Origin of the sequence: Flocculibacter collagenilyticus (assembly GCF_016469335.1) — a bacterium.
In the GTDB taxonomy this organism is placed as follows: Bacteria; Pseudomonadota; Gammaproteobacteria; order Enterobacterales; family Alteromonadaceae; genus Flocculibacter; species Flocculibacter collagenilyticus.
The window spans coordinates 1,520,131-1,546,709 of the sequence record NZ_CP059888.1; the positions used below are offsets into that span (position 1 = coordinate 1,520,131).

Here is a 26,579-nt window from a genome sequence, read left to right on the forward strand (position 1 = left end):
CATTTCCTATCCTACGATAAGTTAAGGTTTTTATTAAGACTTGGAGCGTGAGCTCTAGGTCTTTTTTATTTTCAAAGGAGATTGTTAACTATCGATTATATTTATGTATAATTGCCTGCTTTTATAGTCATTGTGATCCCTGCGGGAGCTCTTCTGTTCGAGGTTCACTTAATAACTAACCCTATAATTTCATTTTTCTATTACTATGTTTGAGCATGAGAAGGATACATCAATGCTTACTAAATTAATTAAGTTTGGAATACTTTATCTATTTTTTGTTAGTTCTTATGTCTCAGGACTAACAATTGAAACCTATTATCAAACACAACTAAACATCAATTACTCTCCGAATATTAAAGTTTCTAAAATCTTAGAAGAAACAAGCTTAAGTGAAAACCTTATTCAAGCTGACTTGAAGTTACACTATAATAATCAGGATTTAGATCCAGCATTAACATTGTCTGACTATAATATTGATAATCATGGAACTGTTGAGCTTTACATTAAGCCACGAACAATTATTAGTCCGAATGGAGAATCTCACCTCTTTTATAATATAAATCAGCGCGCTGAGTCAAAAGGCAGCGGCTCTGAAGGCTCTGATGTTACTTTATTGTACTCTTTAGATGACTACTATCTTCTTTTGGCAAATGATGGTGTTCATGGTAAGCAACTTTGGTCACTGGAAAAAAAGACCGAAAACCTTAACATGTTAACAAATGTGCAAAGCTACTCTTCATGGTGGCCATCTCCAATTAGTAATGAATTTGAGGGAATAATTAGGCCATATTACTACGCGCATCTTGACGGGTACTTTTTCTTTTCAATTAAAAATTCTGAAGGTAATAGAGAGCCTTGGTATTTTGATTCTAAGTCGGGCACTATAAAAAAATTAGTTGATGAGTTCTCAGGTGAAGTTCTTAGTTGGCCAAAATATGTTGTAATTGATGGTCTTCTGTATTATTTTTCTTCCAATTCTGAATCTTCTACAAATTATCAGAACTATTACCACATCGATTTAGAAAAAAAAATAATTTCACCCGCTACGCTAAAACCACTGGAAAGAATTCAACTTACCTTGATGAAAGGTACGAGCCAATCATTCGCCCCACTATATCTAGATGAAGAGTCAGGTCTTAGTGCTGAAATAGATAACCCTGTTTATATCTGGGGCGACCATGGGCTTCATGAGGAAGCTATTTTTGGAGAGAACGTATTTATTGATTTTTGGACCTCTCGCATGGGGTATGATAGGCCAAAGCTGATTCGTAATGCTTTTAATCTTCTGACTTGGAAATGGACTACGTTGGAGTTACCTGAAGATGATGAAGATATTTTTACTCAGTATAATAATATGATGATATCCATTTCAGATACATATTATGGTCTTGTAAGCTCAACTACTGTAACAGGATGGGATACCGCTTTGCGGAAAGTTGTAGAATTTGATATAACTCGCAGCCCTCAGGTTAGTAGGTTTATTCATAACGGCTTGCTATATCTAAACTATAACACGTCCCTTCATTTTTTTAATTCATTATCTAGTGAACTAAAGTCAGTTGCTCTTCCAAGTGACATACAGGTAAATGTTTTATATTTTATTGATAATAATTTTGTAGCTTTTGTACGAGGCTCTCTTCCTAATGAGGGGGAAGAGTTAATGCTGCTACAGATTTCCGCTAATAACAGTGTACCATATATGACAAGTGATGCCTCAACACGTCATTTTACAGCTACTTCAGAAACATACGTTTTTGAGCCAGGAGCATCTGATATAGACGGTGATAACTTAACTTATACAATAGTTAATAAACCAGAATGGTTAGAATTTAACGCACAAACAGGGATATTAACAGGTATCCCTACAGAGAGGGATAAGGGGGTATATTCAGGTATCAGTATTTGCGTAAATGATGGCCAATTAGAATCATGCCTTTCTGCCTTCTCAATTATAGTTGGTAATATTCCTCCTAAACTTATGTATAACGTTGATAGCCACGTTACTTTTGATACGCTAGAAATTACCACTGCTAATGAACCCATCTCAGTTAAACCAGTAATAAGAGATCTGAATAGTGAAGATACGCATACCTTTGAGCTTGTCGGTGATATACCAGACTGGTTGAAGTTTAATAAAGAAACCGGTGAAATTCATGGTCAGTCACCAAGCAACGATGGTGACTCTTGGCATCTTTCACTTGGTGTGAATGACGGACATAACGAAACTATCTTTAGAGAGCTTGAAATAATTGTTGAGCATACCCCTGCACAATTTACCATATCGATGCCCCATTTATTAGAGGTGGACTTGAGCCCTAATGCTGAATTGAGTATTTTTAAACAAAATATTGACTTAAAAGGTAGTGCTCTAGAAGGTGAAGAGTTGCAATTCGGTATTATTAACAAACCTAGTTGGCTACATTTAAATGAGTCTACAGGCGAAATTTATGGCGAACCTACTACAAGTGATATAGGTTCTTATCCTAATATAGTTATTAGCTTAGAGTCTGGTGATAAGAAAGCTTATACTAAGTCCTTTACGATTTATGTAAACGCTTATAACCACCTACCAGTAGCGAACGATGACACTGCTTCGTTAGAAATAAATAGTTCAATTATCATAGATGTCCTAGCAAATGATGAGGATCCTGAGGGGACTCAATTGACAATTCAAAATGTATCAACTGATTTTGGTACAGTAAGAATTATTGATAATAAAATAGAGTATTCGTCATTAAATTCTGCCTCAACGGCTAAAATTGATTATCAAGTTTCAGATGCTTCTGGTGGGGTAGCAAATGGAGTTGTTATTGTTCAAATTCTTGATACAACCACGGATAGTAGAGAAAAAGAAACTAACCTAGAGCAGCCTCGTTCTAGCGGAGGGGGGGGGTATTCATATGTGCTCTGTCTTATTCTACTTCTGATGTATAGATCCGCTAAGCTTTATGTATTAAAAAAGTAAGTGAATTTTAGATAATGATTGTATCAGGCCTAAAGCCTGATACTTCATTTACCTTCTTGGCTTCTGGCACTTACCTGTTCACAGCTAATTTAAATAAAAAGTGTAATTTATAAGAACTTAATTATTGGTGCCTTTGCTGTAAAACCTCAATAACATCTGCAAGTGGTACGTCACTGGCCTGTAATAACACTAGTAGATGGTAAAGTAAGTCCGCTGATTCATTCTTTAATTCGTCTAAGTCTTGAACTGTTGCGGCTAATGCAGTTTCTACTCCTTCTTCGCCTACCTTTTGTGCAATACGCTTTATCCCACTTTCAAATAAACTAGCGGTATAGGACGTTTCTGCCGCTGCATGTTTCCGAGCGCTGATGATGCCGTCAAGTTCAGCAATAAAAGCAAGTGTTGGTTTAGCTCCTGTGTGCCAGCAACTGAAATCGCCTGTGTGGCAGGTTGGGCCGTTTGGTAATACAAGTGCGATTAGGGCGTCGCCATCGCAATCTACGGATAATTGCTGAAGGGCAAGTGTGTTACCTGACTCTTCTCCTTTGGTCCATATTCTTTGTTTAGATCGGCTAAAAAAAGTAACCAACTTGGTGTTTAGCGATTGTTGTAGCGCCGCCCGATTCATATATCCCTGCATAAGGATTTGTCCTGAGAATACATGTTGAACGATAACAGGTAGTAAGCCGTTCATTTTGTCCCAAGCTAATTGCTCTTGGTTGTTAGTCGTTATGAGCATATTGTATTGCCCCCTAATTTTTGTGAGCTAGGTGCTGAACTGTGTAACATTGGTCGAATGGGAACATGCTGTTCAATGAGCGCATTTTTTAACGTACCAATATCGATTATCCCTTTATGAAAAACGCTTGCGGCAAGTGCACCGTCCACATCGGCTTGCTGAAACACAGAAGTAAAATGAGCAACTCCACCTGCGCCACCGGATGCAATTAATGGGATATCGCATACCTCACGTGCTAGCGCCAGTTGGGTAATGTCATAGCCTTGTCGAACGCCGTCTTGGTTCATGCAATTAAGGACAATTTCACCTGCGCCGAGTTGCTGTACTTTTTTGATCCATGCCATTGTATTCCACGTTGTTGCTTGCGTTTTTGTTTCGTCACCCGTGTACATATAAACTTGATAGCAATTTTCTTCTTTGTTGAAGAAGCTATCAATGCCTACGACAACACACTGTTGGCCAAATTGATCCGACAATCGCTGTATTAAACTGGGGTCTTGTAATGCAGGGGAGTTGATACTTACCTTGTCAGCTCCCATTTTTAGCACTTGTTGGGCATCAAACGCTGTTTTTATACCGCCTGCCACGCAAAAGGGAATATCGATGACTTCAGCAATTTTGCTTACCCAACTTTTATCTACCACTCGGCCATCACTACTGGCAGTAATGTCGTAAAACACTAGTTCATCGGCACCCGATTCAGCATATCTCTTAGCTAAAGGAACAATGTCGCCAATAATTTCATGGTTACGGAACTGTACGCCTTTTACCACTTTGCCATCGCGAACGTCTAAACAAGGAATTATGCGTTTTGCCAGCATGAAATAGCCTCCTCAACGGTAAATTTACCTTCCAATAATGCGCGCCCTAGAATAACGCCAGACACACCAGTCGGTTTAAGTGCAATGATGTCACTTAATCGACCAATGCCACCGGACGCTTGCCATTGAATATCGGGATAGTTAGCGCATAACTCTTGGTATAGAGCCACATTAGCGCCTTTTAATGTGCCATCTTTACTAATGTCTGTGCACAGTACGTGTTTAACATTAACATTGGCGTATTTTTCTAATAATGCTTCAAGCGTAATTCCACTACTTTTTAACCAGCCATGGGTAGGTAATTGTTTATTACCAAACTTGTCAATATTCACATCTAGTGCAAGAACAATCGCGTCATTGCCGTATTTTTCAATCCATGAAGCAACAAGCTCTGGAGATTGAATGGCTAAGCTACCAATCACGACTCTGTTTGCGCCTAAATCAAGCAAGTTTTCAATGTCTGACTCGCTGCGGATACCACCACCAATTTGGGTAATCATGTTGGCTTGCTTGATCATATTTTTAATTAATTGCAGCTGTCTTTTTTTGCTATCTTTTGCGCCATCTAAATCTACAATATGTAAAACTTGAGCGCCTTCATTGGCATAGCGTTGTTGCTTTTCGACCGCAGAATAGGCGTACTCAGTTTTTTTCTTGTAATCGCCCTGATATAAGCGAACAACGCTGCCATTTATCAGATCGAGAGCGGGAATGATCATGTTATATTCCTAATGCAGTTAAACGTTAACGAGAAAGTTTTTAATGATTTGGCTACCTAACGGGCCAGAGCGCTCTGGGTGAAATTGGCAACCCATAAAATTTTTATTCGCAATCACGGCTGAAAAGTCGCCTCCATAGCGACAACTTGCGATGGTGAAGTCATTTATCGGCGCAGCAAAGCTGTGTACAAAGTAGAAATAATCTTGTGCTTTAATGCCTTCAAGCAATGGGTGACTGGCCACATTGGTTAGCGTGTTCCAGCCCATGTGAGGTAAGCGTTTGCCATTTGCATTTAATGCTGAAACCTTGGTAGGGATAACATTTAAACACTTAACGGTATTGTTCTTTTGTGGTGTGTTATTAGTGCTTACCGCTTCTTCAGATTCGCTAGCCATGAGCTGCATTCCCAAGCAAAAGCCAAGAACAGGCTGTGTTAATTGTTGAATCGTCGTCACTAGATCTTTTTCTATTAAGTTATTCATGGCATGTTTGGCTGTGCCTACGCCCGGTAAAATAACTTTTTCAGCATGTTGGATTTCTTGCGCATTAGATGAAATTGTTGCGTTAAAGCCTAAGCGTTCTATTGCAAAGGAAACTGATGCTAAATTGGCACAACCGGTGTCTACAATAATATTCATTACTTAATTACTAACCTATTAATAAAACTAACTTTTTTATAAAGCGCCTTTGGAACTTGGTAAGGCATCGCCATTAACTGCAATTGCTTGTCGTAGAGCACGACCAAATACTTTAAATAAACTTTCTACTTGATGGTGTGTATTGCCTTCTGAGGTGCTTAAGTGCATGGTAATGGCCATCGCATCGGTGAGTGAGCGGAAAAAGTGAGATACCATTTCGCAATTCATGCCACCTACTGTGCTTTGTCCAAAGGTTGCATCGAACTTAAGAAAAGGGCGACCAGATAAATCCAGTACACATTCGGCTTTACACTCGTCCATTGGCAATACAAAGCCAAATCGCTGAATACCTTGCTTATTTCCTAATGCCATTTTTAATGCTTGACCCAAGGCAAGTGCGGTATCTTCAATACTGTGGTGATCATCAATGTGATAGTCGCCAGCTACATTGCATTGCAGGTAGAAGCCTGCGTGTGTCGCAATTTGATCTAACATGTGATCAAAAAAGCCTAGGCCAGTATTAATTTCAGAACGTTTCGACGAGTCTAAATTAACGGTGACGCTAATGTCGGTTTCCGATGTTTTGCGTGTAATATTTGCAACTCTTTTACTATTAGTGAGTTGCTCAACAATGGCGGGCCAACTAGTGCTACTTCTATTGTACTTAATACCTTCAATGCCCATGTTTTGCGCAAGTGTAACGTCAGTATCTCGGTCACCAATTACGTAAGAGTCGCGAAAGTTAACTTTGCCTTGTTGCAAGTAGTGTGACACCAAGCCGAGTAACGGTTTGCGACAACTGCATTTTTCTTCTTCGAAGTGTGGGCAAATTAAGGTGTCAATAAAGTTGATCCCTTGTGATGTGAACAGCTGCATCATTTTATTATGTGCTAGCTCGAAGCTTGCTTGTGAAAAGCGCTCTGTTCCTAGTCCGTCTTGATTTGAAACCATAACGAGTAAATAACCCGCGCGTTGCAGGGAAAGTAATGCTGGTATGACATTAGGTTCAAACTCAAGCTTCTCTAAAGAGTCTAATTGTTTATCTATTGCGGGTTCGTTAACCAAGGTGCCATCGCGATCGATAAACAAAATACGAGACTGCTCTGGAATAGTAGCGATATCATCAACAGGTAAAGCACTTAGAAATCCATTGTTTAAATTTAATAAACTAGGTTGCGAAATATTAGTCATTATTCTTCTTCTCGAATTGAATTAATGCGTTGGTGAGTATGCGCATTTCGCTTTCTGAACCAATAGTGAAACGAACGCAGTTAGGTAAACCATATTGTTTAGATTGGTCGCGTATAAAAATATTGTCGCTCATTAATGCAGCCATTAACGAGGGAGCATTTTTTACTTGAGCCAAAATGAAATTGCCTTTAGATGGGAATACTTTTTCCGTAAAGGATAGGCTAAATAAGGTACTAAATAGCGAAGATTTCGCTTGATTGGCATTGTTTACTTCCGAGTACATATTGTTGATTCCGCTTTCTGTTAGCGATTCAGTCGCAATGTCGGCAACTGGAGTGGCAAGCGGGTAAGGTGCAATCACTTTTTTAAGTACATTAATTACTGCACTGTTTGAGAGAACAAATCCACATCGGAGTCCGGCTAATCCAAATGCTTTAGATAATGTGCGTAAGATGACGACATTATCAAACTTATCAATAAGACCAACTTGTGTGTTTGCTGAACTGTATTCTATATACGCTTCATCAATAACAACTAACGCTGAATCTTTGAAAAAGTTTACTACTTTTTCAATTTGTTCAGCCGACACAAGGTTGCCAGTAGGGTTATTGGGTGAACATATAAACACTAACTTAACAACACCTTCTTCGTTTAGCTTATTAGCGCTGGCGATCTTTTTTAGTTGCTCAGTATTCAATTGAAATTCGGGAGCGGATGTAGGCACTTTAATAACCCGTGCGCCAATGGTTTTGGCACTTATTTCGTACATGCCATAGGTAGGCGGATTAATAATAATGCTATCTGCTTGTGAAGGTGTGGTCGACGTTCTGCAAAATGCACGGATTAGTAATTCAATACCTTCATCAGCACCACGACAAGCAAGTACTTGATCGTCACCTACACCAGCATAAGTAGCATAGTTTGCAATTAACTGCTGTGGTTGAAATGACGGGTAGCGGTTAAATTCTTGCTCGCCAGAATTAACGCCATCAATTGAAGGGCGTTCATTCGCATTTAACCAAACAGGCTTAGCGTTCCCACTCGCGTAATTGGCAGAAGGTACAATTTTATTTGTTGTTTCGTTATTCGCTAAAACACGTTGTGCAGACTGGTATGGCGTTAATACGCTAATATCAGGGCGTGTAATGGCATCTATAAAATCGCTCATTTACTTTACCTCCGCGTTGATATTAGCTAAACGAATAGCCACGGCATTTTCATGTGCAGATAGCCCTTCCGCTTTCGCCAACCGCATAATGCTAGGGGCTAACTGTTGTAGGCCTTTTGGTGTAATAGTTTGAACGGTATAGCGACGTGTAAAGTCTACCAGCGATAAACTGCTTAGCACTTTGCTATAGCCATAAGTAGGTAGTACATGGTTGGTGCCACTTGCATAGTCGCCAGCGCTTTCGGGCGTGTACGCACCTACAAAAACAGACGCGGCACTATTTACTTGCTCAAGCAAGCTAGCTGACTTATCGCTAGTAATATCTTCAATTCCCTCAGTTTGAATGATTAGGTGTTCGGGTGCGTATAGATTACAAATTGAAATCGCTTCATCTAAATTGTTTACAAGAATAAAGCGGCTATTTTCAAGTGCGCATTTTGCTATCGCTGCTCGTGACAGTTGACTGAGCTGTAATTCAAGCGCTGTAAGCGTAGCGCTAATTAATGTGGCGCTAGTACTAACAAGCATTACTTGGGAGTCGGCGCCGTGTTCGGCCTGTGACAATAAATCAGCAGCCACAAAGTCAGCATTGGCAGTTTCGTCGGCAATAATCATTAATTCAGAAGGACCTGCTGGCATATCAATTGCGGCACCTTGAGGGTCTTGCGATATTTGTTGTTTTGCTTCGGTCACGTACCGATTACCGGGGCCAAAGATTTTATCAACCGAATTAATCGATTCAGTACCATATGCCAGCGCGGCAATTGCTTGCGCACCGCCTAATGAATACACTTCACGAATGCCGCATTTTTTGGCTGCATAAAGTATTTCTGGAGCAATGTCGCCCAAACCATTTGGTGGTGTAACGAGTACTACGCGTTGGCATTTTGCTATTTGAGCAGGGATCCCTAACATTAAAACGGTTGAAGGGAGTGGGGCAGAGCCTCCCGGAATGTATAAACCAACTGATTGGATAGGTGCAGTTCTTAATTCGCATTTGACTCCATTGATGTTTTCAACATTCACCGTGTCAGCGACTTGTGCCACATGAAAGGCAAATATTTGGTCGTAAGCAAAGTCGATTGCGCTTTTGGTATTTGTATCTACAAGATCAGCTCTTTGCTGAATAATGTGTTCAGGCACTTTTATATTAGTTAACTGAACGCCATCAAACTTTTCCGTAAAGCGGCGTAGTGCAATATCGCCATCTTCTTTCACGGTATTAATAATATTTTTTACGTTGATACTCAGTACATTATCGTCTGGCATAGCAGGTCTAGCTAATAAGGCCATTTGCTCATTTGATGTGAGCGTATTCCAATCTGTTGCGTTAAAACGCGGTTGAGAAGTAGCTAGCATGACTTACCCCATCATTTTTTCAATTGGCATCACTAGAATAGAGCTGCAACCTACCGCTTTAAGTTGCTCCATCGTTGTCCAGAATAGTGTTTCAGTGCTTACAACGTGCACAGCTACGCGTTCATCATTATTTGCCAATGGCAATACGGTTGGGTTTTCTGCTCCGGGTAATAATTGCTTAACGCTATTCAGCTGGTTGATAGGGGCGTGTAGCATAATGTATTTGCTTTCTTTAGCTTGCATCACACCGTCAATACGAGGTAATAATTTATTAAGGAGTGTTTGTTTGTTTTCGGGTAGGCAACCTGTACGTTGAATTAAGGTGGCTTTGGATTGAAAAATCACTTCAACTTCGTTTAGGCCGTTAGCGTCAAGGGTTGAACCGGTAGACACTAAGTCACAAATTGCATCCGCAACACCCGCTTTGGGAGCTACTTCAACTGATCCCGTAAGCATAACGGTTTGAGCGTCGACATTGTTTTGCTTAAGAAAGCGTTTTAGTAATTGTGGGTATGTAGTCGCAATACGTTTGCCATTAAGTGAGGCTAAGCTTGTATAATTAAACTCATTAGGAACAGCGATAGAAAGGCGACAAGCACCAAAGTCTAGTCGTTTAAGCACCTCGTATTCACAAGGCTCTTTACAGGCTTGGCGTTCAAGCATTTTTTCTTCAAGCTCGTTCTCACCGATAAAACCAAGATCAACGACACCATCCATCACTAAACCAGGAATGTCGTCGTCACGTACGCGTAATAAGTCAATTTCTTCGTTGGTAGAGTGTGCCATCAATAAGCGATCACGTATTTGCAGTTTAACGCCTGCTGCTTTTAGCACATTAATACACTCGTCGCTTAAGCGGCCTGATTTTTGGATAGCAATCCTAAGCCTAGTAGAACCAGTCATGTGATTTCCTTTGTAAATGTTTGATATTATTAATTTAAAATTTGAATCATTATCAGGGGCAAAAAAAAGCCCCTGAAAGTTAACCTTTCAAGGGCGTGAGATGAATGCCACCAGAGGTTAACTACGCGTTAGCCTCCAGCAAGTACACTGCAAGCTAATGAAGAAAATGATGATGGTGGTGATGTAGCCAGTTCAGTGTATTCATAATGAGTAAGTCTTCGTTTATTTAATTCTTCAGGTTTAAGTTTTCTGGCATGCAATTTCACATGCTCAATCAATGTTATACAACTTAAAGTAATACTGATTAATGCACAAATACTTATTTATAGTAATTTCAGATAGATATATATTTAAAAGGTAGAATCTTGTCTATACATGTATAGACCTTGTATAATCGAAAATTAATAATCCTCCGTTTTTTACGTAGTTTTTATATAAATGAAGTGATCGTTTTTGGCATGCATTAAACAACCATGCTAATAGGCATCATGTAAGGAAACGATGAATATTTTAGCTTTATGTATAGGACTTTTAATCGCTGTTTGCATTATTTTCTATTTTAATACCCAAAAAATAGAATTTAGTGCTAAAGCTTACCCAGCACTTTTATTTACCTTTCCGCTTTATTATTTCGTGTTTGCAATTTATGGAAATGATCAACGGGCATTATTTTTAGAAATGATGATTGGGTTATTGTTCTTTTTTGTGGCAGCGTTATCATTGCGCATGAGCACAAAAAATAAAATGCTTTTATTATCAGCGGGTTTTATTGCCCATGGCTTATACGATGTAATTCATAACGCATTATTTTTTAATGCTGGCACGCCTATTTGGTGGCCAGAATTTTGCGGTATTATCGATATTATTTTAGGTGTTTATTTAGTTGGATTGTTTTTTAGTTGTAAGCGAATACTAGCCTGATACCTTTTAAGCTATTCCTGATTAGCAACTGGTTTTAGTCTATCACCACATTTCTTAACTAAACGTGAACATATTTAAAATATGGATGTATGAAATGAGTAACACAACAATTCGTTTAGCGACTCCAGAAGACAGCAGTGCGATTGCTGACGTGATGTACGACGCTGTTAGAAATGGCAAAAGCCAATATTCCGAAGAACACAGGAAAGCCTGGGTACCCAAGCGCCGCTCGGGGAGTGAGTGGGAGCAACGATTAAACTCTCAATATATTTATATTGCTGAATCGAATAATCAGGTTTTAGGGTTTATGAGTTTAGATAATAATGGTTATATCGACTTTGTTTTTATTCGTCCTGCCGCACAGGGCACAGGCGTTTTTGGTAAGCTTTTAAAGGCTGTAGAAAGCCATGCTCATAAACTTAAGCAAAATAGATTATGGGTTCATGCAAGTCTAATGGCAGAGCCAGCTTTTTCAAGAAAAGGGTTTAGCATCATAAAAAAGGAAGTTGTCAATATTGGAGATTTTTCATTCGAGCGACTTGAAATGGAGAAAGATCTTTAAGTAACGTTGAGTTTGCCGGGTAAAAAATACCTATCAGGCACTTTTTTGTTAGAAAGCGTTTACCCGAGCTAGTATCATAGCGCGCGAATTTAAGTTGGATTAGGGATTTATGTATGAGTAATGATAAAGCAAAAGAATTAATGGATGCTTACCAAGAAGACAAGCGCGAGAAGTTATTATTAGAAATTGAGTCGTTAAAACCTAGCAAATATGGATGGGTAGTAAATGCGATATTAATAGCCGTTGCTGTAATATTAGTACAGCTTTACGTTCAGGAAGATTCAATTTTATTAGAGCCTAAGCTGATACTTTTAATGTTAGTTATCTATATGTTCAGTGGAAGCAATACTGACAGGGCGATCCATAAACGTATAGATGCATTAGTTGAGCTTATCAACACTAAAAATGATAAAGAAAATAGTAAGCAATAAAAAGTAATAATCACGAACACCTCTAGCTGATGCTTTTTTTAGTGAATGAAAGAGTGAATGGTTGAAAGCCTCCTTTTAGTTAAAGCAGCTCGTTTATTCTGCGCATCTTCTGCAAGTAAATATCAGCAGGTTAATTATTTTGAATATTTATTAGCTATTTGCTCGAACTGTTAAGTAAAAAAAGTACCAATCTGACTGGCAAGGGCATTATCATGATGCCTTCATCTAAATGGGTTATTATGACTTTCGTTAAACTATTGTAAGATAAATACCATTAATTCAAGTCATTAGTGGGTTATTACTTAGAGTTAGCGCATTGCTGTATTTAGCGCTTTAGTAATAACGCATGTTACGTTTTGGAATATTCAATGAACTTAATTTTTAGAATGATACATTTATTAATCGCTTCATTTTTTAAGCCTAGGCTTCCAGTGATTAAACCAAAAAATAGCTTAGATATGCGTGTTTTGCCCAATGATTTAGATATCAACATGCATATGAATAATGGTCGCTATTTAACTATTTGTGATTTATCAAGAGTTGATATGTTTATTCGAACTGGGTTAGCAAAAACCATGTATAAAAAAGGTTGGATTCCAGTTGTTGCTGAGCATACGATGAAATACAAAAAACCGTTAAAGTTATTTCAAAAATACACAGTTACCATGGAAATTGTAGAGTGGGATGAAAAAAAATTTAGAATGCAGCACACCTTTTGGGTAAAAGACAGAGTAGTTGCAGAAGGCATTTCACTGGGCTGTGTATTAAGTAAATCTGGCGTTATTCCCCCTGAAGAAGTTATTAAAACGGTGTCTGAAAGACTGGAAGAAAAAAACGCTAGTGTTGGCTAAAACGGTACTAAAATTAAAATTTACAACGTTTTTGCCGATAATTAGTCTAAGACTATGTGATGTGTGAAATGCTACTTGAGGTGAGGCGAACTTATGGACATTATGATCCCGTATTTGCCAAAGACAAATCGTAATGAATTATCTCGTAATGAACTGCAAATTCGTCGGTTAGAAAAAGATCCGCGTACACGAAGATTAGAAGACAATGAGAAAGTGTTACCAAAGGACGCCTTTGGTGAAAGCAGCCAACATAAAAACCAACAAAATAAGCAAGGTGAAAACGACCATTCGGAAGTCGACTTTGCCCCTACAAATCATCTTGAAACACTGGACGATAAAGATGAGGTGGAGCTATCAGAAGAAGCGACAACAACCTTAAAACAAAAAACGCCAAAAGATCATGCGCCAAAAGATAAAAATACAGTAGAAACCGCAGCACCTTCAGACAATCTAGTTTATGACAAACAACCAGCTGAACCTGGCGAAGATCTTATTCAAAGTGATGATGATGACCATCAACTTGATGTTTGGGTTTAATTGCTAAATGTTTGCGTGCCCCCATCGTTTATTCTGGCTTCATTTCAAATAGCTGCTTAAATTTTTCTTGCGCTTGCGGGCTTGCATTGCTGTTAGCGTGAAGTATTCGCTTTATAAAGTGTATGTAGCTTTGCTGTTGCAGTAGCGGCATGTTGAAATCTGACATATCTAAGCTTAAGTTCTTATTTTTTTCTAATAACGTTGAAAGCTTTTGTTCTAGCCCTTCTTTTTCCAAGCGGTCTTGTATAACCAGAAATCGGATGAATGCTAACGTGGTAAGTGGCATTACGTCATTGTAATAAGATTTTTGTTCCATTTTATTAATATGGGAAGTAAATGTATCTTCTCGGTAGATTTTTTCTGGTAGGTAAGTATCAAGCGCTAGGTAGTATAGAATGTCAGCATCTTTAAATGTGAGTTCAATAAAATAATCAAACTTGTCATTTAGCTTTATTTCTCTTCTAAAGCTTGAAGTGCTGTACTCTTCGTGGTGAATATCAACCAATCCAAATGTTTCACATATTTCAATTGCGTTATCGACGAGTTTTTTATCGTATCCAAACAAGGTTGTAATGTAGCACACTAAATGTTCTTGGATGGCTGTGTTAAGTCGTTTTATCGTTTGATAAAGGCGAAGATACATCAGCCCGTTCCATTTGGCATAGGTTGGGGGGCTAGAAAAGGGATTAAAATAAATACAGCCTGGTGTGCTGGTTTCAATACCATCCATTTTACTATTTAAATATAACTTGCCATTTAAAAACTTATTACGGTCACTCCAGCTATTTGTATTTACGCGCAGTTTAATTTCTTGTTGCTGAGTTAATTGGCATTGCCCTGACTTTTCTATTCTTGCCACATAACTCAAAATCACAATAAGTGACAAACGATTATGCAGGTAGTCTCTAATATTGTGATTTATTGAAAGTCGTGTATGCAAAGATAAACGGCTATCTTTTAATTCGCACAGCAGTTTATTAATTGCTGTGGAAACCGGGCGGTATTTGGGCTCGTCGTGTTGTGACAATGACTCATTTAGAATAAAGCTAAAACGCTGTTTAGATATTTCGTCGCAACATGTAGGTGTTAATTCTACAGAAAAAGGCGTAATGTCATCATGACCTTGATTGTTCATTGAATGCAGCGATCGTATGTCGCCAAGGGTTTTGGGGCGCATAAATACGATATGGTTAATACCTTGTTGAGGTTTTTTAAAGCACAGTGGTAATAACTCGACTAAGAATTTATTGTAAAGCTGAACACCATAGTTTTTTGTTACATCAACGTTGTCACATCCGTCGACAAAGAATAGCACTTGGTAGCCTTGTTTAAATAACTGATCCTGAATTGCTTTTGCAATATTTTTAGCATTTTTAAATTGGCGTTGAAGCTCGTTGTTCTTGTTCTGGGCATTTTTAACCCACTCATTAATTAAATAGTTACGGTTTTTATCTTTATTTTCAAACGCTGAAATATTGCTGCTTAATTGATTGATTTCATCGCTTAAGTTTACTTCTGTTTTGTGAACATGCGTGGCTTTTTTGATGATATGCATTTTTAAATCTGGATTTGACGCTATGGTTGTCATCACTGAATGTATATCGGCACGACTATCATCATCTTTGTATTTACAAAATACATAAGCAAGAAAGAGCTCCAAGTATTCTGAAAGGGTAATTAAGTTCTCTTCCTTTGATGCAGCTTGTAACCAAGCGTCGTATAGTTGGTGAATGTCAGTACGTAACCAAATCACTTTTTCGTTAATAAGCTGCGTGTAATTTCGATATAGGTAAACCAGTAGGGAAGCTGTTTTGCCCGAGCCTCGCTCGCCTAATACGATGGATGGGCGATTGTAGGTATATGCCGAATAGGCGGCGTTACTGATTTTTTCAATGTTACTGGTATCGGATTCGCCGTCGACATACACGTCATTTAAAAAGTAGCTTTCTCCTGGTTTGAACGGAATATTCAGTAAGTAGCGCTTAATTTCGCTTAAAAAGCGTGAGATATGAGACGCTCGCGTATGAACAAAAAAGTCTTCAGCATTTTGAATGTTATGACTGCCACAAATACGTTCTTTAATATATAGAATGTCGAGAGGGTGCTTATATGGGCTGTCGGTAAATAATTCGTCTAAGCAGCTATTGGTTTGACTAATAAAATTAAATACGTCTTCGGAAGTAGGCGGTTCATTAGTTGTATGTGTTTCTGAAATGTGTAACTCGTTATGGGCTACTTTGTTTGGGTTAGTGGTCATATTTAAAAATCCTTTTATTAATCGCGTTAATTAACTGCTTGCGGCTTATCTCGAACTGGCGATGAGGATGTAATTCCTTGTTCTTGCAGTCGTTATCTTCAGCAGTAGTGATAGTAGAGTTCTCCATTTTCTCGATGACGTTGCCCAATGCTTTACTCACTGAAATGTGAAGAAAAGGGGCATGTTGATGCTTAAATCCTACTAAGTCTTTAATATGCTGAAAGGTTGTATCTAGCTCCTCATCCTCGTCGAGATTGATTTTGCTTACGATGGCCCATAGCTCAGTGTAGATCCGCTTTTCTTCTGTATACTGCGCATGTAAGTATTTATCGCGAAACTCTCTTTCTTTGGTGAACCAAACTTCAATAATTTTTGGAAAGGTTGTTTTGAAAAGCGCGTAAATAGCAACGAGCAACAAAATTTCATAAATGTAAAACTTTTCAAGTCCGTTTAAAATTTCATTCATCATTACTTACACGCAATACCAAAGCGGTGAGCGCTGCTTGTTGTCCTGAGTTTATTCTTCTTATGAGTATAGCTAATGCCTATTAATTCGCCATATGAGGGACTAATTCCTTTTCCCAGCTAACTAACGAAAACAACGTTGTATTTCTGCATTCATTTTGTAATGAAATGGATTAACAGCCACGAATTAACACGCCATACGTGGCTTAGGGGATTATTGCGTAATAGAGATTGCCAACTTCTCAGCTTCGGTTCTGCCATTAAATGAATGGTCAGCTTTTAATGCTAGTTTAATAAACTCGATTGCTTGCTTTTTATTACCAAGCTTATGATTAATCACGCTAGCGTGATAAGCAATCTCTGGCACCGTGTTTGCGTATTTCAAGCTTGGCTGAATTGATTTTAACGCTTGTTTATAATTCTGTTTTTGTACATTCAACCATGCTTCCGTATCGGATAAAAATACATTGGTAGGGTCTAGTTGCTTAGCTTTTTTAAGCCATATACTGGCTTGAATAAGATCTTCACCTCCATCCGTCAATGCCCATGCTAAATAAGCGGTAAGGTATTTATCATTCGGACTTATTTCTAGCCCTTCTTTAGCAAGCGGAATGGCTTCCTGTAATCGCTCTTGTTGATCTAGAAAATACATGTATGTTTTTCTAGCTTCCATGTTATTAGGGTTGGCGAGTAATGAAGAAGTAAAAAACGTTTCTGCTTGCGCTGTTTTATTTTGTGCCTTTGCCACTTTGGCTTGTAGCAAATATAGCTGACTGCGCTTAACATCGTCGTTATCAGTAAGTTGTTTATGTGAGCCACGAAGAAGCGTGCTCGCACGGAAAAAGTCTTCGTCATCAATAAGGATTTGAACTAACTGCGCTATTAATTGAAAATTATTCGGTTGGTACTTAATGGCCTCAAGCAGTGCTGACTTTGCAAGTTTTGCTTTTCCCAAACGTAAGTAAGTTAGCCCTAGCAATCCTGCACTTTGGCGCGCATCACCATTTAGCGAGTGATAGGTTTTTATGTCATTAAGTGCTCTATAAGCTGCATTTTCAACGTGCTCGTGATTAAAGTAATAAAATTTTGCACGCTGAAGGTAAGGGCCAGGATTTTGTTGTTCTAAAAAAATGGCGTAATTATATTGCTGTAATGCCTGTGGGTAGTTTTTCAGCGTTGATAAAATAGCGCCTTTTAGCGTATACAAAACAGGCCATGATTTATTTATTTTAATACATTGATTAACGTTCGCTTCTGCTTTTTTCCATTGAGAAAGGCCTACATGAGCAAGGGTGTTTAAGTAACATGCTAAATGATTGTCAGGATAACGTTTTTGAAACTGATTAAGTTCTTTAATTGCTTTTTGATAGTTCTGATTGGCAATAGTTTGGCTAATATTCAACAGTTGATCGTTAACGCTGCTCTTTGATGAGTGTAACTCGGGGGTTAGTTGCTCGAGCAAATTCAAGTTATCAAGTTGGTCTAAACCGTTTGGCTTTGCTTTAATTTCAGTAGCGTGGGTTGGTAATACCGGAATGAATATACAAAGGAAACTTATTAAAAGTAGTGCGCGCATGTTTTTATTCATTAACATAATCCTCATTGCATTTTGAATGTAACAATAAAATGCGGCATGCAAACATATGTGCGTACCGCAATTTAATTTCCTTAATGGTTATGCTGTCAGCTTTTTATAGCGCGATAAAAACATCATTACACCACCTAGCCCTAGTAGGAATACTGAGCCGGGAGTGGGCACCTTAAAGCCCAAGAATTGTTCAGGCGCATGTTGTGGATCGTTAGGGGAGCCTCCAATGCTAAAGCCTAACAGTGTACCTGTAGTGGCTTGTCGAAGCGTTAAGATATCAGCAGGATCGACTTGAATATCAAACCACAGCTTTAATACCTCATTAGGCCCTAAAATTGGCTGTATAACAGGAGGATTGACAGTAGTTGATAAACCTGACCATTGTTGGCCTGGTAATATCGCATTCGCTTCGGCGTCAGCTGTTATCGCGCCGTCAGGTGTAAATTCAAAACCTGGAACTGGTGGACCTACCGTTTTGGTTACCATATTCGTTACAGCAATCATGGCACTTGTAACATTTAGTGATGGGATAGTAGGTAAGCCTAGTCCTCCAAGACCAATTGCGCAGGTGCATAACGTCGGTGATGATATAGGGAATAATATTGGATCTATTTCCACACCAAACCACATACTGCTCATATTGGTAATAGGATCAATGCCATGATCAATCATCCAAACTTTTGGTGGGGGGGATGTAGGAGTTGGAGGTGGTGGAGGGTGTCCACACGCCCAAGCAATGTTTATAGAAGTGACAAGTAAAACTAAAACAAATAATAACCTTTTTATCGTAAGCATTTTGATTCCTTTTCATAGTAAATAATATTTTTTATAGAAAGGTGCATCTGCCATCAGCGTTATTACAGCTCCACGACACATTTTACGTTTTATAACGTATCTGCCAGACAGCCTCTTAATGCATTCTTCATACCTGTTTGATTATTTAATAAACAATTCTGAGTGTTAGTAGAAGAGAGAAGGGCAAATATATGAGCTAATGATTTTTTACTATATAAAAATCAATACGATAAAAATGCTATGCAGTGCAGCCTTTTAACATTTTCAGTGAGCTAGACGTAGCAGTGAGTGAAGGTTTTTATTTGATTTGTAGGTAAGCTGTAAAATTAATGAACAAAAAACAATCAAGGCAGGCCAATAAGCAACATTTATTAATATAATGAAACGTACTGTTTCACTATAAGGTAAAAATATATGATATTAAATAGGTTACCTAATTGAAACTCACTTTGATATGTTAAATTTCCTGACAAAGAAGGCGGGGAATGATTAAAAGCAGCATGGGGGATAATTTTTAAATGTACTTAGATAAGGCGAGAACAAATAAAAAAGCAGCGTGGACTATGAATCAATGTGCACGCTGCTATCTATATTTACTGCGTTTGCAATATCCTAATATTTAATCATGAATTTTTCATGATGTTTCTTTTCATGCTCTTTAACGTACTCATCCAAAAATGTTTGTTCAGAAACTGAGCCGAGTTCGTCATACAAGTCTTGGTATATATCTTCATCCATTCTGCGTTCAGCAACATCGTAATCAATTTTTTGATTGTATAAATACACACTACTCATAGGGCCACCTCTAACATTAAACGTTTAATTTTGGTCCAATCGGGTACAGCAACGGTTTTTGTAAAACCTGCTGTTCGCATAAATATCAACTTGATTACTAGTAATGCACGAAGCAATCAAACTAAGTAATAATGGCGTTTGCCTTATTAAGGGCGTTAACACATTCTACGGTATCAGTATTAAACAGCATCGAGATAAGTGTCATTCTGGTTGTCATTATTGAGTAACAAACCTGTCCCTTAAATTAAGTTTAGTAATTATGATTCAACAAACAAGTTTATTTGTTTTAACTTTTTATGGCGGAAAATAAAGTAATAGGGCGTAGTGGCTAGGTTAAGATTTGGTAGTAGTGAATATTTGGAAAATTGAATAAGTAGTTTAAGTAAGCCCAAAACACGCTTTGGGCTTACTAGCAAGATAGAATAGATTACTTCAAATGTTTGTCTAAAAACGAAACAACTTTTTTCATGTAATCCTTTTGGTTTTCAGGGTCAAAAAAACCATGGCTCTCTTTCGACTTAACATACCATGTATAATCTACGCCTGACTTATCAAACGCTTTTCTTAGGCGTTTTGCATGCTCGTATGGAACACGACGGTCTTTTTTACCATGCGCTAAAAATACGGGTACTTTGATTTTATTCACGCTGTTTACCGGCGACATGGCTTTTAATTGATTTTCATCAGTACCAATCGTCATTTCTAAGTAACGTTCACCAGATGAACTCTGCTTAATGTCGCCTTCTTCATACATTAACGCTAGGTCGTATACCCCAGCATTAGCTACAGAGCACTGGTAGGCATCAGGGTAGTTGATAATATTCTGAATAGCAGAATATCCGCCAAAGCTAGCGCCCATGATACAAACACTTTCTTTCTGAGCTTTTCCAGATTTAATTGCCCATTGTAAGCCGTCATATATATCTTGCTGAATGGTTGATCCCCAGTTTAGGTAACCAGCTTCTTTGTGTGATCTACCATAGCCTGTAGAACCACGGAAATTAACCTGTAGCACTGAATAGCCGTTCAACGCTAGATATTGAGTTTCAGATGAATAATCCCAGTAATCTCTAGCGTGTGGACCACCATGCACAAGCACGACTAATGGTGCGATGTCACCTTTTTTGGTGTTTTTAGCTTGAGTGAAATAACCACGGATAAGTTTATCATCTGTTGCTTTGTATGAAATTGGATCTGTAATTGCTAGTTGTTTGGCATCTAAAGTAGGGTAATATTTGAATAAATAGTTTAATTTATTCGCTTTTTTATCGTAAATATAAAACATTCCCGCTTCGATATCTGAAGATACTCTTACAATGTATTTTGTACCGTCGTCTGTTCGGCTTCTGATACTGACTTCTTGTCCAGGAAAGGTACCCAGAAGATTTTTGTAAACTACGGCCTCTTCGTGTTTTTTTCCTAATAAAGTATAAGCTGGAAAACCTTCATCGGTTCTTAGCGCGTAAATACTTCTGCCGTCTGTCGTACTTAAAGCGTTTGTGACATCTACTTTAGGGTCAGTGTAAACATGCTTATATTCACCAGATTTTAAATTAAGTTTAAATAAACCTAATAAATCTTGCTCAAAGTTATCAAGTGTATAAAGGTTATCACCCGACTCATCAATAGTTAGAGGGTAAAACTCAGAGCCAAATTTAGATGTTGGAATGCGGCTCCAGTTTGAGTCCTTCTTAATAAACACTTGCTGCTCGTTGTTTTTATCAATGCCAGTAGCCAGCTTTAATTTGCCAGACTCATCAGTAATAAAACTTGCATAGCTGATAGGTGAACTAGCCACTCTTTTAGCGATAACACCAGTATAAACATTTAATTTATAGAGTGTAGCAAGTCTATCGCCACTGCCGCTCCAAGGGGTAGAGCTAATTAAAATATGCTTTTCATCTTCAGGTAAGTAATCAACAATGTCAGCCCATCCAGCAATAGCCTTCTTCTTTTTTAACTTAGAACCTGTTTGCATTTCTCCAGAGCGATAGCCAAAAATCATGTCAGATTTCTTACCATCATAGTTAACAGCAAATAATTCACCGTAATATTGCGCTTCTTTTAACCACGGCTCTTTTTGCGTGACTTTAATAACAACACGTTCGTTATTAACCCATGCATAGGCACCTACTTCATTTTTACCACCTAGTTTGGCACCGCCAAGCATTTTAAATGTTTTAGCGTCAAGAAATGCAAGGCTTCTTTTACCTTGGCTCATTACTGCTACAGCAAGCTTGCTGCCGTCAGGTGATAATTTTGCATCTTGATAAGTTGGATAATCGAAAAGGTGTTCCCAATTTTGAGTTTTAGCCCAAATTGGAAAAGTTGAAAAAATTAATAAACAAGCTAAGAGTAAATTCCTTGGCATGACTACATCCTTAATTTTAAACTGCACAAAAAAGAAGCGGGATTTTACTAGGAATTAGCATAATTGCAACCCAAATGGTAATTGCTGTGTGGTGCTGATGCACATTCAATGTAAGGCTTGACGATAGCGAGGTAAGAGTTGAATACACCTTGCAGGAATATTAATTTGGCGTACGTTTTACCAATGTGAGCAATTAGAATAATTCCGCATAAATTTGCACTGTTGCTGGGTATCATGTATGCTCCGCGCCGCCGCCATAAGGCGCATTTTTTCTAGTCTAGCGAGAATTTTATTCTATGAGTTTTTCCTCTTTAGGGTTATCTGCCCCAATTTTACAAGCAATTGAAGAAAAAGGTTACGCAGAGCCTTCGCCAATTCAGGCACAAGCTATTCCTGCTGTATTAAGTGGTCAGGATGTGATGGCCGCAGCACAAACAGGCACGGGAAAAACGGCAGGGTTTACACTCCCCATTTTAGAAATGCTATCCAAAGGGCAGCGCGCAAAGTCAAATCATATACGTGCACTTATACTTACTCCAACACGTGAATTAGCAGCGCAAATTGCCGACAACATTGAACAGTATGGGCAACATTTACCTATAACGTCTGACGTGGTATTTGGCGGCGTAAAAATTAACCCACAAATGCAACGCCTCAGAAAAGGGCGAGACATTCTAGTAGCTACGCCTGGCCGATTACTCGACTTATACGGCCAAAATGCTATCAAATTTAGCCAGCTAGAAATGTTGGTACTAGATGAAGCCGACCGTATGTTGGACATGGGCTTTATTCACGATATTAAAAAAATTCTAGCGATACTACCTAAGAAACGTCAAAACTTGTTGTTTTCAGCAACGTTTTCAGAAGAAATCAGGGCGCTAGCAAAAGGGTTAGTTAACAGCCCTGTCGAAATTTCAGTGACCCCGCCAAATAATACGGCTAAAACCGTAGAGCACTGGGTATGCCCAGTAGATAAAAATAAGAAGTCTGCGCTTTTATCGCGATTAATTCATGACAATAAATGGCAACAGGTATTAGTTTTTAGTAAAACGAAGCACGGTGCGAATAGGCTTGCGAAATACCTTGATGCCAACTTTGTTACAGCAGCTGCGATACATGGCAATAAGAGCCAAGGCGCAAGAACAAAGGCATTGGCAGAGTTTAAAGCGGGTGAGGTACGTGCGTTGGTTGCAACAGACATTGCTGCCCGTGGTATCGATATTGATCAGTTGCCACATGTTATTAATTTCGACCTACCGCATGTTCCAGAAGACTATGTGCACCGTATTGGTAGAACGGGTCGTGCTGGTGCAAATGGCCATGCGATATCGTTAGTTTGTGCTGATGAACATAAGCAACTGGTAGCAATCGAACAGTTGATTCAACAGCATTTAACTAGAAAAGAAGTTGATGGTTTTTCTCCTGTTAATGCATTACCAGAGTCGAGGCCGATTCGACCATTAAAAAATAAAAAACCTAAGAAGCCAAAGAAACCAAGAGTAGAGCATGTTGATGGTCAAAAGAAGCCTGCTGATAGAGTAGGAGCATCAAATAAAGCTGGTTCGGGCGCAAGGAAAGCAGGTACAAATAAAACAAACCGTAATAGCAAACCGCGTACTGGCAATAGGCGTCCTAGCAATAAGCCTGCATCAAGCCAGTCTTAAGATCTGATTAGTATGAAGAATTGCTAAATATAGGCTCGTTGATCTTATCAGCTTAAGTTAAAATCACTTACTGTAAAGAGCAACGAGTTTAGCGTTAGAACTCGTATTTATTAGTACTCGCATCTATTATCGCTGGTAATTCAATTATGACTTGGCTTGAATCAGTTCGATTGAATAACCATCTGGATCTTTTACAAAGGCAATAATGGTTGTTCCGCCTTTTACAGGTCCTGCTTCACGGCTAACTGTACCGCCTCGAGACTTAATCTCTTCACATGCTTGATACGCATCATCCACTTCAATTGCAATATGACCAAATGCAGTTCCGTGCTCGTACTCTGATTTTCCCCAGTTATAAGTAAGTTCGATTACCGCTTCTTCACTCTCATCACCATAACCTAAAAACGCTAAGGTATATTCGTACTCTTCATTATCAGATTGGCGAAGTAATCGCATACCAAGCACGTTTGTGTAAAACTCAATTGAATGTTCTAAATTTCCTACCCGTAACATGGTGTGTAAGATACGCATTATTTAATCCTAATTATTGATTTTGTTTTCTATTAAGTTGCAGCTGGACGACAAGTAACTGAGCCCTCATCGTTTAGATTACTAAGTGATTGAGGTGAAAGCGCGTAGCTTGTAACGCTGCAAATTTAAATGAGATGAATATAGATACTTTACACGTTGTTTTTTGTTTTAAAAGCAGTTTGTAGTTATTTAGCAAGTAATCAACGCTGTATCTTCAAGTGAGAAGGGGATATTAATAAAAATAAGGCAAATTCAGTTCAACATACCATAAATATCACCTCTTAAATTTAGTCCTTCAAAATTAAATAGTTTAACAACGTCAACAAACTACAGAGTAATAAGTTCTCAATACGGTATATCTGTACTAGTCTGATACAAGACGTTATTTAAATACAACCGTTACACTTTAGCTATTCACTGCTTAATTGCATCACAAATGCTTTTGTAAATAGATTAAATTTGCATCACCGTATCAAGGAGAGGTGCACGTAAATATGTTAAAGAAAACACCTGTAACCATTCTGATCCTACTCAGTGTTATGTCTCAATTGATTGTACTTAACCTGCATGCCGAATCACCTGCGCTAACAAACAAAATTAGTGACGTTAAAAAGCTAGTACAAAAAAATCCAGAAGAGGCGATAAGAAAAGCGAAGGCGCTTAATGCCGCGAAATCAGACTCTGACAGCGATAAGATTTTGTTATTAAATATTATCGCTGAAGGTTTAATGCGCACAGGGAAGCTAGAAGAAGCAATGGAATATGCTGAAAAATCGATGCTACTTCAAGAGGTGATAGAGAACAAAATACATATTTTAGACACCTACCGTTTAATCGCCGAAATACATAGCTTACAAGGTGCTTATGAGCGTGTCATTGAGATCAGTCTCAAAGGTGTAGATCAGGCAGAGTCGACCAAGCAGTTTAACCATCTTAGAGACTTTTACCACGAAATAGGCATCGCATACTTTCGGCTTAGCAACCTTGAAAGTGCTGAAAAATACTTTAATAAAGGCTATCAAGTGAGTCTTGAGCACCACTTAACCAGTCGTCGAGCTAGCTCATTGGTTGCGCTAGCTATTATTAATAGAGAAAAAAAGCAATGGGATCAGTCCCTTGCATACTATGATGAAGCGCTGAATATCTATCAAGAAGCGAATAACGAAAGTGGTATGGCTTCAGTTTATAACAACATAGGTGTTATTTATGAAGATAAGCAAGAATACGAAAATATGCTTTCAAGCCTTCAGCAGGCACTCGCAATTTATGAGCGCTTAAATGCAAGAGACAATATTACGATTGGGTTGCTTAATGTGGGTAACGCTTATCGCCTTTTAAAGCAATATGATAGCGCGCTAAACTACCTTGAAAGCGCTAAACAACGGGCGATTGAAAATAACTCCAAGCTAATATTAAGCAATATTTATGAAGAGCTTACAAACCTTCACATCAACAAAAATGATTATCAAACTGCGTTTGAATACCATATTAAACAAGATGAAATTATCAATGAGCTAGAAAGTGTAGAGGCGAAAAAACTAGCTAAAGAAATGGACGAGAAATATGAGTCAGCCATCAAAGAGCGCCGCATCCAGTTACTTGAAAAAGAAAAACAAAATGACCAATACCTACTCATTCTTATTAGTGCGGTATGCGTTTTCATCTTGATTACCTTAGTGCTGATGTTAAGTCGAAACAAAGACAAGCAACGTTTCCTAAATGAAATTACAGAAAAAAATCGCAAGTTGGAAATTTTGTCAACAACCGATCCGTTAACAGAGTTGCCCAATCGCCGAGTCGTATTTGATGCTATTAACGCCGAGATTGCTCGTTGTAACCGATATGGACAACCCTTTACCATCATTATTTTTGATGTTGACCACTTTAAAAAAGTGAACGATAAATACGGACACAATGGCGGCGATATTGTATTAAAAAGAATCGCGAATCTGATCACGCAAAATATACGAGAAAACGATCTATTCGGCCGATGGGGCGGGGAAGAGTTTTTATTAGTACTGGCAAGTACTACTCAATCAAGCGCCATGATTGTTGCTGAAAAACTTCGCGGATTAATTGAAGCGATGCAAATTGAATATGAAGAGCACACAATTCGTATTACAGCAACAATGGGGGTTTGTGAGTATCAGCTAGGAGTAAAAATTGAAGACATGATCAACACTGCTGATCTTTGCCTTTATGAAGGGAAGGAGCAAGGCCGAAATCGTGTTGTTCCGGCTAAAAAGTTATAGTTAAATACCTGCCTTACTCATTATTATTTTTGCTAAAAAGACGCCGAATATCTTT

23 protein-coding genes are annotated in these 26,579 nt (G+C 38.4%); 8 read left to right on the top strand and 15 right to left on the bottom strand.

Annotation, left to right across the window (positions count from 1 at the left end; translation table 11 throughout):
* Positions 1 to 232 precede the first annotated feature (232 nt).
* Positions 233 to 2,965 (top strand): putative Ig domain-containing protein, encoded by a 2,733-nt coding sequence (locus tag HUU81_RS06740; RefSeq protein WP_199611471.1) that lies wholly within the window; start codon positions 233 to 235, stop codon positions 2,963 to 2,965.
* Between the two features lie 121 nt (positions 2,966 to 3,086).
* Here HUU81_RS06740 and hisIE read toward each other — a convergent pair whose 3' ends face one another.
* The 8 genes from hisIE to hisG are packed head-to-tail and all read right to left on the bottom strand — an operon-like array spanning position 3,087 to position 10,504.
* Positions 3,087 to 3,704 (bottom strand): bifunctional phosphoribosyl-AMP cyclohydrolase/phosphoribosyl-ATP diphosphatase HisIE, encoded by a 618-nt coding sequence (hisIE, locus tag HUU81_RS06745; protein ID WP_199611472.1) that lies wholly within the window; start codon positions 3,702 to 3,704, stop codon positions 3,087 to 3,089.
* Complete coding sequence (gene hisF, locus HUU81_RS06750) at positions 3,695 to 4,525, bottom strand: imidazole glycerol phosphate synthase subunit HisF (RefSeq protein WP_199611473.1); 831 nt, start codon at positions 4,523 to 4,525, stop codon at positions 3,695 to 3,697. Before hisF ends, hisIE begins: the two co-directional genes overlap by 10 nt.
* Positions 4,507 to 5,244, bottom strand: a complete 738-nt coding sequence (gene hisA / locus HUU81_RS06755) for a 1-(5-phosphoribosyl)-5-[(5-phosphoribosylamino)methylideneamino]imidazole-4-carboxamide isomerase (RefSeq protein WP_199611474.1) — start codon at positions 5,242 to 5,244, stop codon at positions 4,507 to 4,509. The genes hisF and hisA overlap by 19 nt, the downstream gene beginning before the upstream one ends.
* 18 nt (positions 5,245 to 5,262) lie before the next feature.
* Positions 5,263 to 5,883, bottom strand: a complete 621-nt coding sequence (hisH, locus tag HUU81_RS06760; RefSeq protein WP_199611475.1) for an imidazole glycerol phosphate synthase subunit HisH — start codon at positions 5,881 to 5,883, stop codon at positions 5,263 to 5,265.
* 36 nt (positions 5,884 to 5,919) lie between these two features.
* Entirely contained in the window at positions 5,920 to 7,074 is a 1,155-nt protein-coding gene (gene hisB, locus HUU81_RS06765) for a bifunctional histidinol-phosphatase/imidazoleglycerol-phosphate dehydratase HisB (protein ID WP_199611476.1), read from the bottom strand.
* A complete protein-coding gene (gene hisC, locus HUU81_RS06770) occupies positions 7,067 to 8,242 on the bottom strand; it encodes a histidinol-phosphate transaminase (protein ID WP_199611477.1) in 1,176 nt (391 codons plus the stop codon). Before hisC ends, hisB begins: the two co-directional genes overlap by 8 nt.
* Positions 8,243 to 9,601, bottom strand: a complete 1,359-nt coding sequence (gene hisD, locus HUU81_RS06775; RefSeq protein WP_199611478.1) for a histidinol dehydrogenase — start codon at positions 9,599 to 9,601, stop codon at positions 8,243 to 8,245.
* Between the two features lie 3 nt (positions 9,602 to 9,604).
* Positions 9,605 to 10,504 (bottom strand): ATP phosphoribosyltransferase, encoded by a 900-nt coding sequence (gene hisG / locus HUU81_RS06780; protein ID WP_199611479.1) that lies wholly within the window; start codon positions 10,502 to 10,504, stop codon positions 9,605 to 9,607.
* Positions 10,505 to 11,005: 501 nt separating this feature from the next.
* Between hisG and HUU81_RS06785 the strand changes: the two genes are divergently transcribed.
* The 5 genes from HUU81_RS06785 (at position 11,006) to HUU81_RS06805 (ending at position 13,806) form a co-directional block, all read left to right on the top strand.
* Positions 11,006 to 11,425, top strand: a complete 420-nt coding sequence (locus tag HUU81_RS06785) for a hypothetical protein (protein ID WP_199611480.1) — start codon at positions 11,006 to 11,008, stop codon at positions 11,423 to 11,425.
* Between the two features lie 94 nt (positions 11,426 to 11,519).
* The gene (locus HUU81_RS06790) at positions 11,520 to 11,987 is read left to right on the top strand and encodes a GNAT family N-acetyltransferase (RefSeq protein WP_199611481.1); all 468 of its coding nucleotides are present in this window, start codon (positions 11,520 to 11,522) and stop codon (positions 11,985 to 11,987) included.
* Positions 11,988 to 12,100: 113 nt separating this feature from the next.
* A complete protein-coding gene (locus HUU81_RS06795) occupies positions 12,101 to 12,418 on the top strand; it encodes a hypothetical protein (RefSeq protein ID WP_199611482.1) in 318 nt (105 codons plus the stop codon).
* A gap of 368 nt (positions 12,419 to 12,786) precedes the next feature.
* Entirely contained in the window at positions 12,787 to 13,269 is a 483-nt protein-coding gene (locus HUU81_RS06800; protein WP_199611483.1) for an acyl-CoA thioesterase, read from the top strand.
* Between the two features lie 93 nt (positions 13,270 to 13,362).
* On the top strand, positions 13,363 to 13,806 hold the full coding sequence (locus tag HUU81_RS06805) for a hypothetical protein (protein WP_199611484.1): 444 nt from the start codon (positions 13,363 to 13,365) through the stop codon (positions 13,804 to 13,806).
* Positions 13,807 to 13,834: 28 nt separating this feature from the next.
* On the opposite strand, the gene HUU81_RS06810 is transcribed toward HUU81_RS06805, so the two are convergent.
* From HUU81_RS06810 to HUU81_RS06835, 6 genes are all read right to left on the bottom strand, one after another.
* Positions 13,835 to 16,063 (bottom strand): hypothetical protein, encoded by a 2,229-nt coding sequence (locus HUU81_RS06810; protein WP_199611485.1) that lies wholly within the window; start codon positions 16,061 to 16,063, stop codon positions 13,835 to 13,837.
* Positions 16,053 to 16,532: a hypothetical protein gene (locus HUU81_RS06815; protein ID WP_199611486.1), complete on the bottom strand. Its 480-nt coding sequence runs from the start codon at positions 16,530 to 16,532 to the stop codon at positions 16,053 to 16,055. The genes HUU81_RS06810 and HUU81_RS06815 overlap by 11 nt, the downstream gene beginning before the upstream one ends.
* 210 nt (positions 16,533 to 16,742) lie before the next feature.
* The gene (locus HUU81_RS06820) at positions 16,743 to 18,116 is read right to left on the bottom strand and encodes a tetratricopeptide repeat protein (protein WP_199611487.1); all 1,374 of its coding nucleotides are present in this window, start codon (positions 18,114 to 18,116) and stop codon (positions 16,743 to 16,745) included.
* An 87-nt stretch (positions 18,117 to 18,203) separates the two neighbouring features.
* Entirely contained in the window at positions 18,204 to 18,911 is a 708-nt protein-coding gene (locus HUU81_RS06825; RefSeq protein WP_199611488.1) for a hypothetical protein, read from the bottom strand.
* 612 nt (positions 18,912 to 19,523) lie between these two features.
* Positions 19,524 to 19,706 (bottom strand): hypothetical protein, encoded by a 183-nt coding sequence (locus HUU81_RS06830; RefSeq protein ID WP_199611489.1) that lies wholly within the window; start codon positions 19,704 to 19,706, stop codon positions 19,524 to 19,526.
* A gap of 427 nt (positions 19,707 to 20,133) precedes the next feature.
* A complete protein-coding gene (locus HUU81_RS06835; RefSeq protein WP_199611490.1) occupies positions 20,134 to 22,077 on the bottom strand; it encodes an alpha/beta hydrolase family protein in 1,944 nt (647 codons plus the stop codon).
* 296 nt (positions 22,078 to 22,373) lie between these two features.
* Between HUU81_RS06835 and HUU81_RS06840 the strand changes: the two genes are divergently transcribed.
* Positions 22,374 to 23,741 carry a DEAD/DEAH box helicase gene (locus HUU81_RS06840; RefSeq protein WP_199611491.1) on the top strand — a complete coding sequence of 456 codons (1,368 nt, stop codon included), beginning with the start codon at positions 22,374 to 22,376 and terminating at the stop codon, positions 23,739 to 23,741.
* A gap of 144 nt (positions 23,742 to 23,885) precedes the next feature.
* On the opposite strand, the gene gloA is transcribed toward HUU81_RS06840, so the two are convergent.
* Complete coding sequence (gene gloA, locus HUU81_RS06845; protein ID WP_199611492.1) at positions 23,886 to 24,272, bottom strand: lactoylglutathione lyase; 387 nt, start codon at positions 24,270 to 24,272, stop codon at positions 23,886 to 23,888.
* A 494-nt stretch (positions 24,273 to 24,766) separates the two neighbouring features.
* Between gloA and HUU81_RS06850 the strand changes: the two genes are divergently transcribed.
* On the top strand, positions 24,767 to 26,524 hold the full coding sequence (locus HUU81_RS06850; protein WP_199611493.1) for a tetratricopeptide repeat-containing diguanylate cyclase: 1,758 nt from the start codon (positions 24,767 to 24,769) through the stop codon (positions 26,522 to 26,524).
* The last annotated feature ends 55 nt before the right edge of the window (positions 26,525 to 26,579 follow it).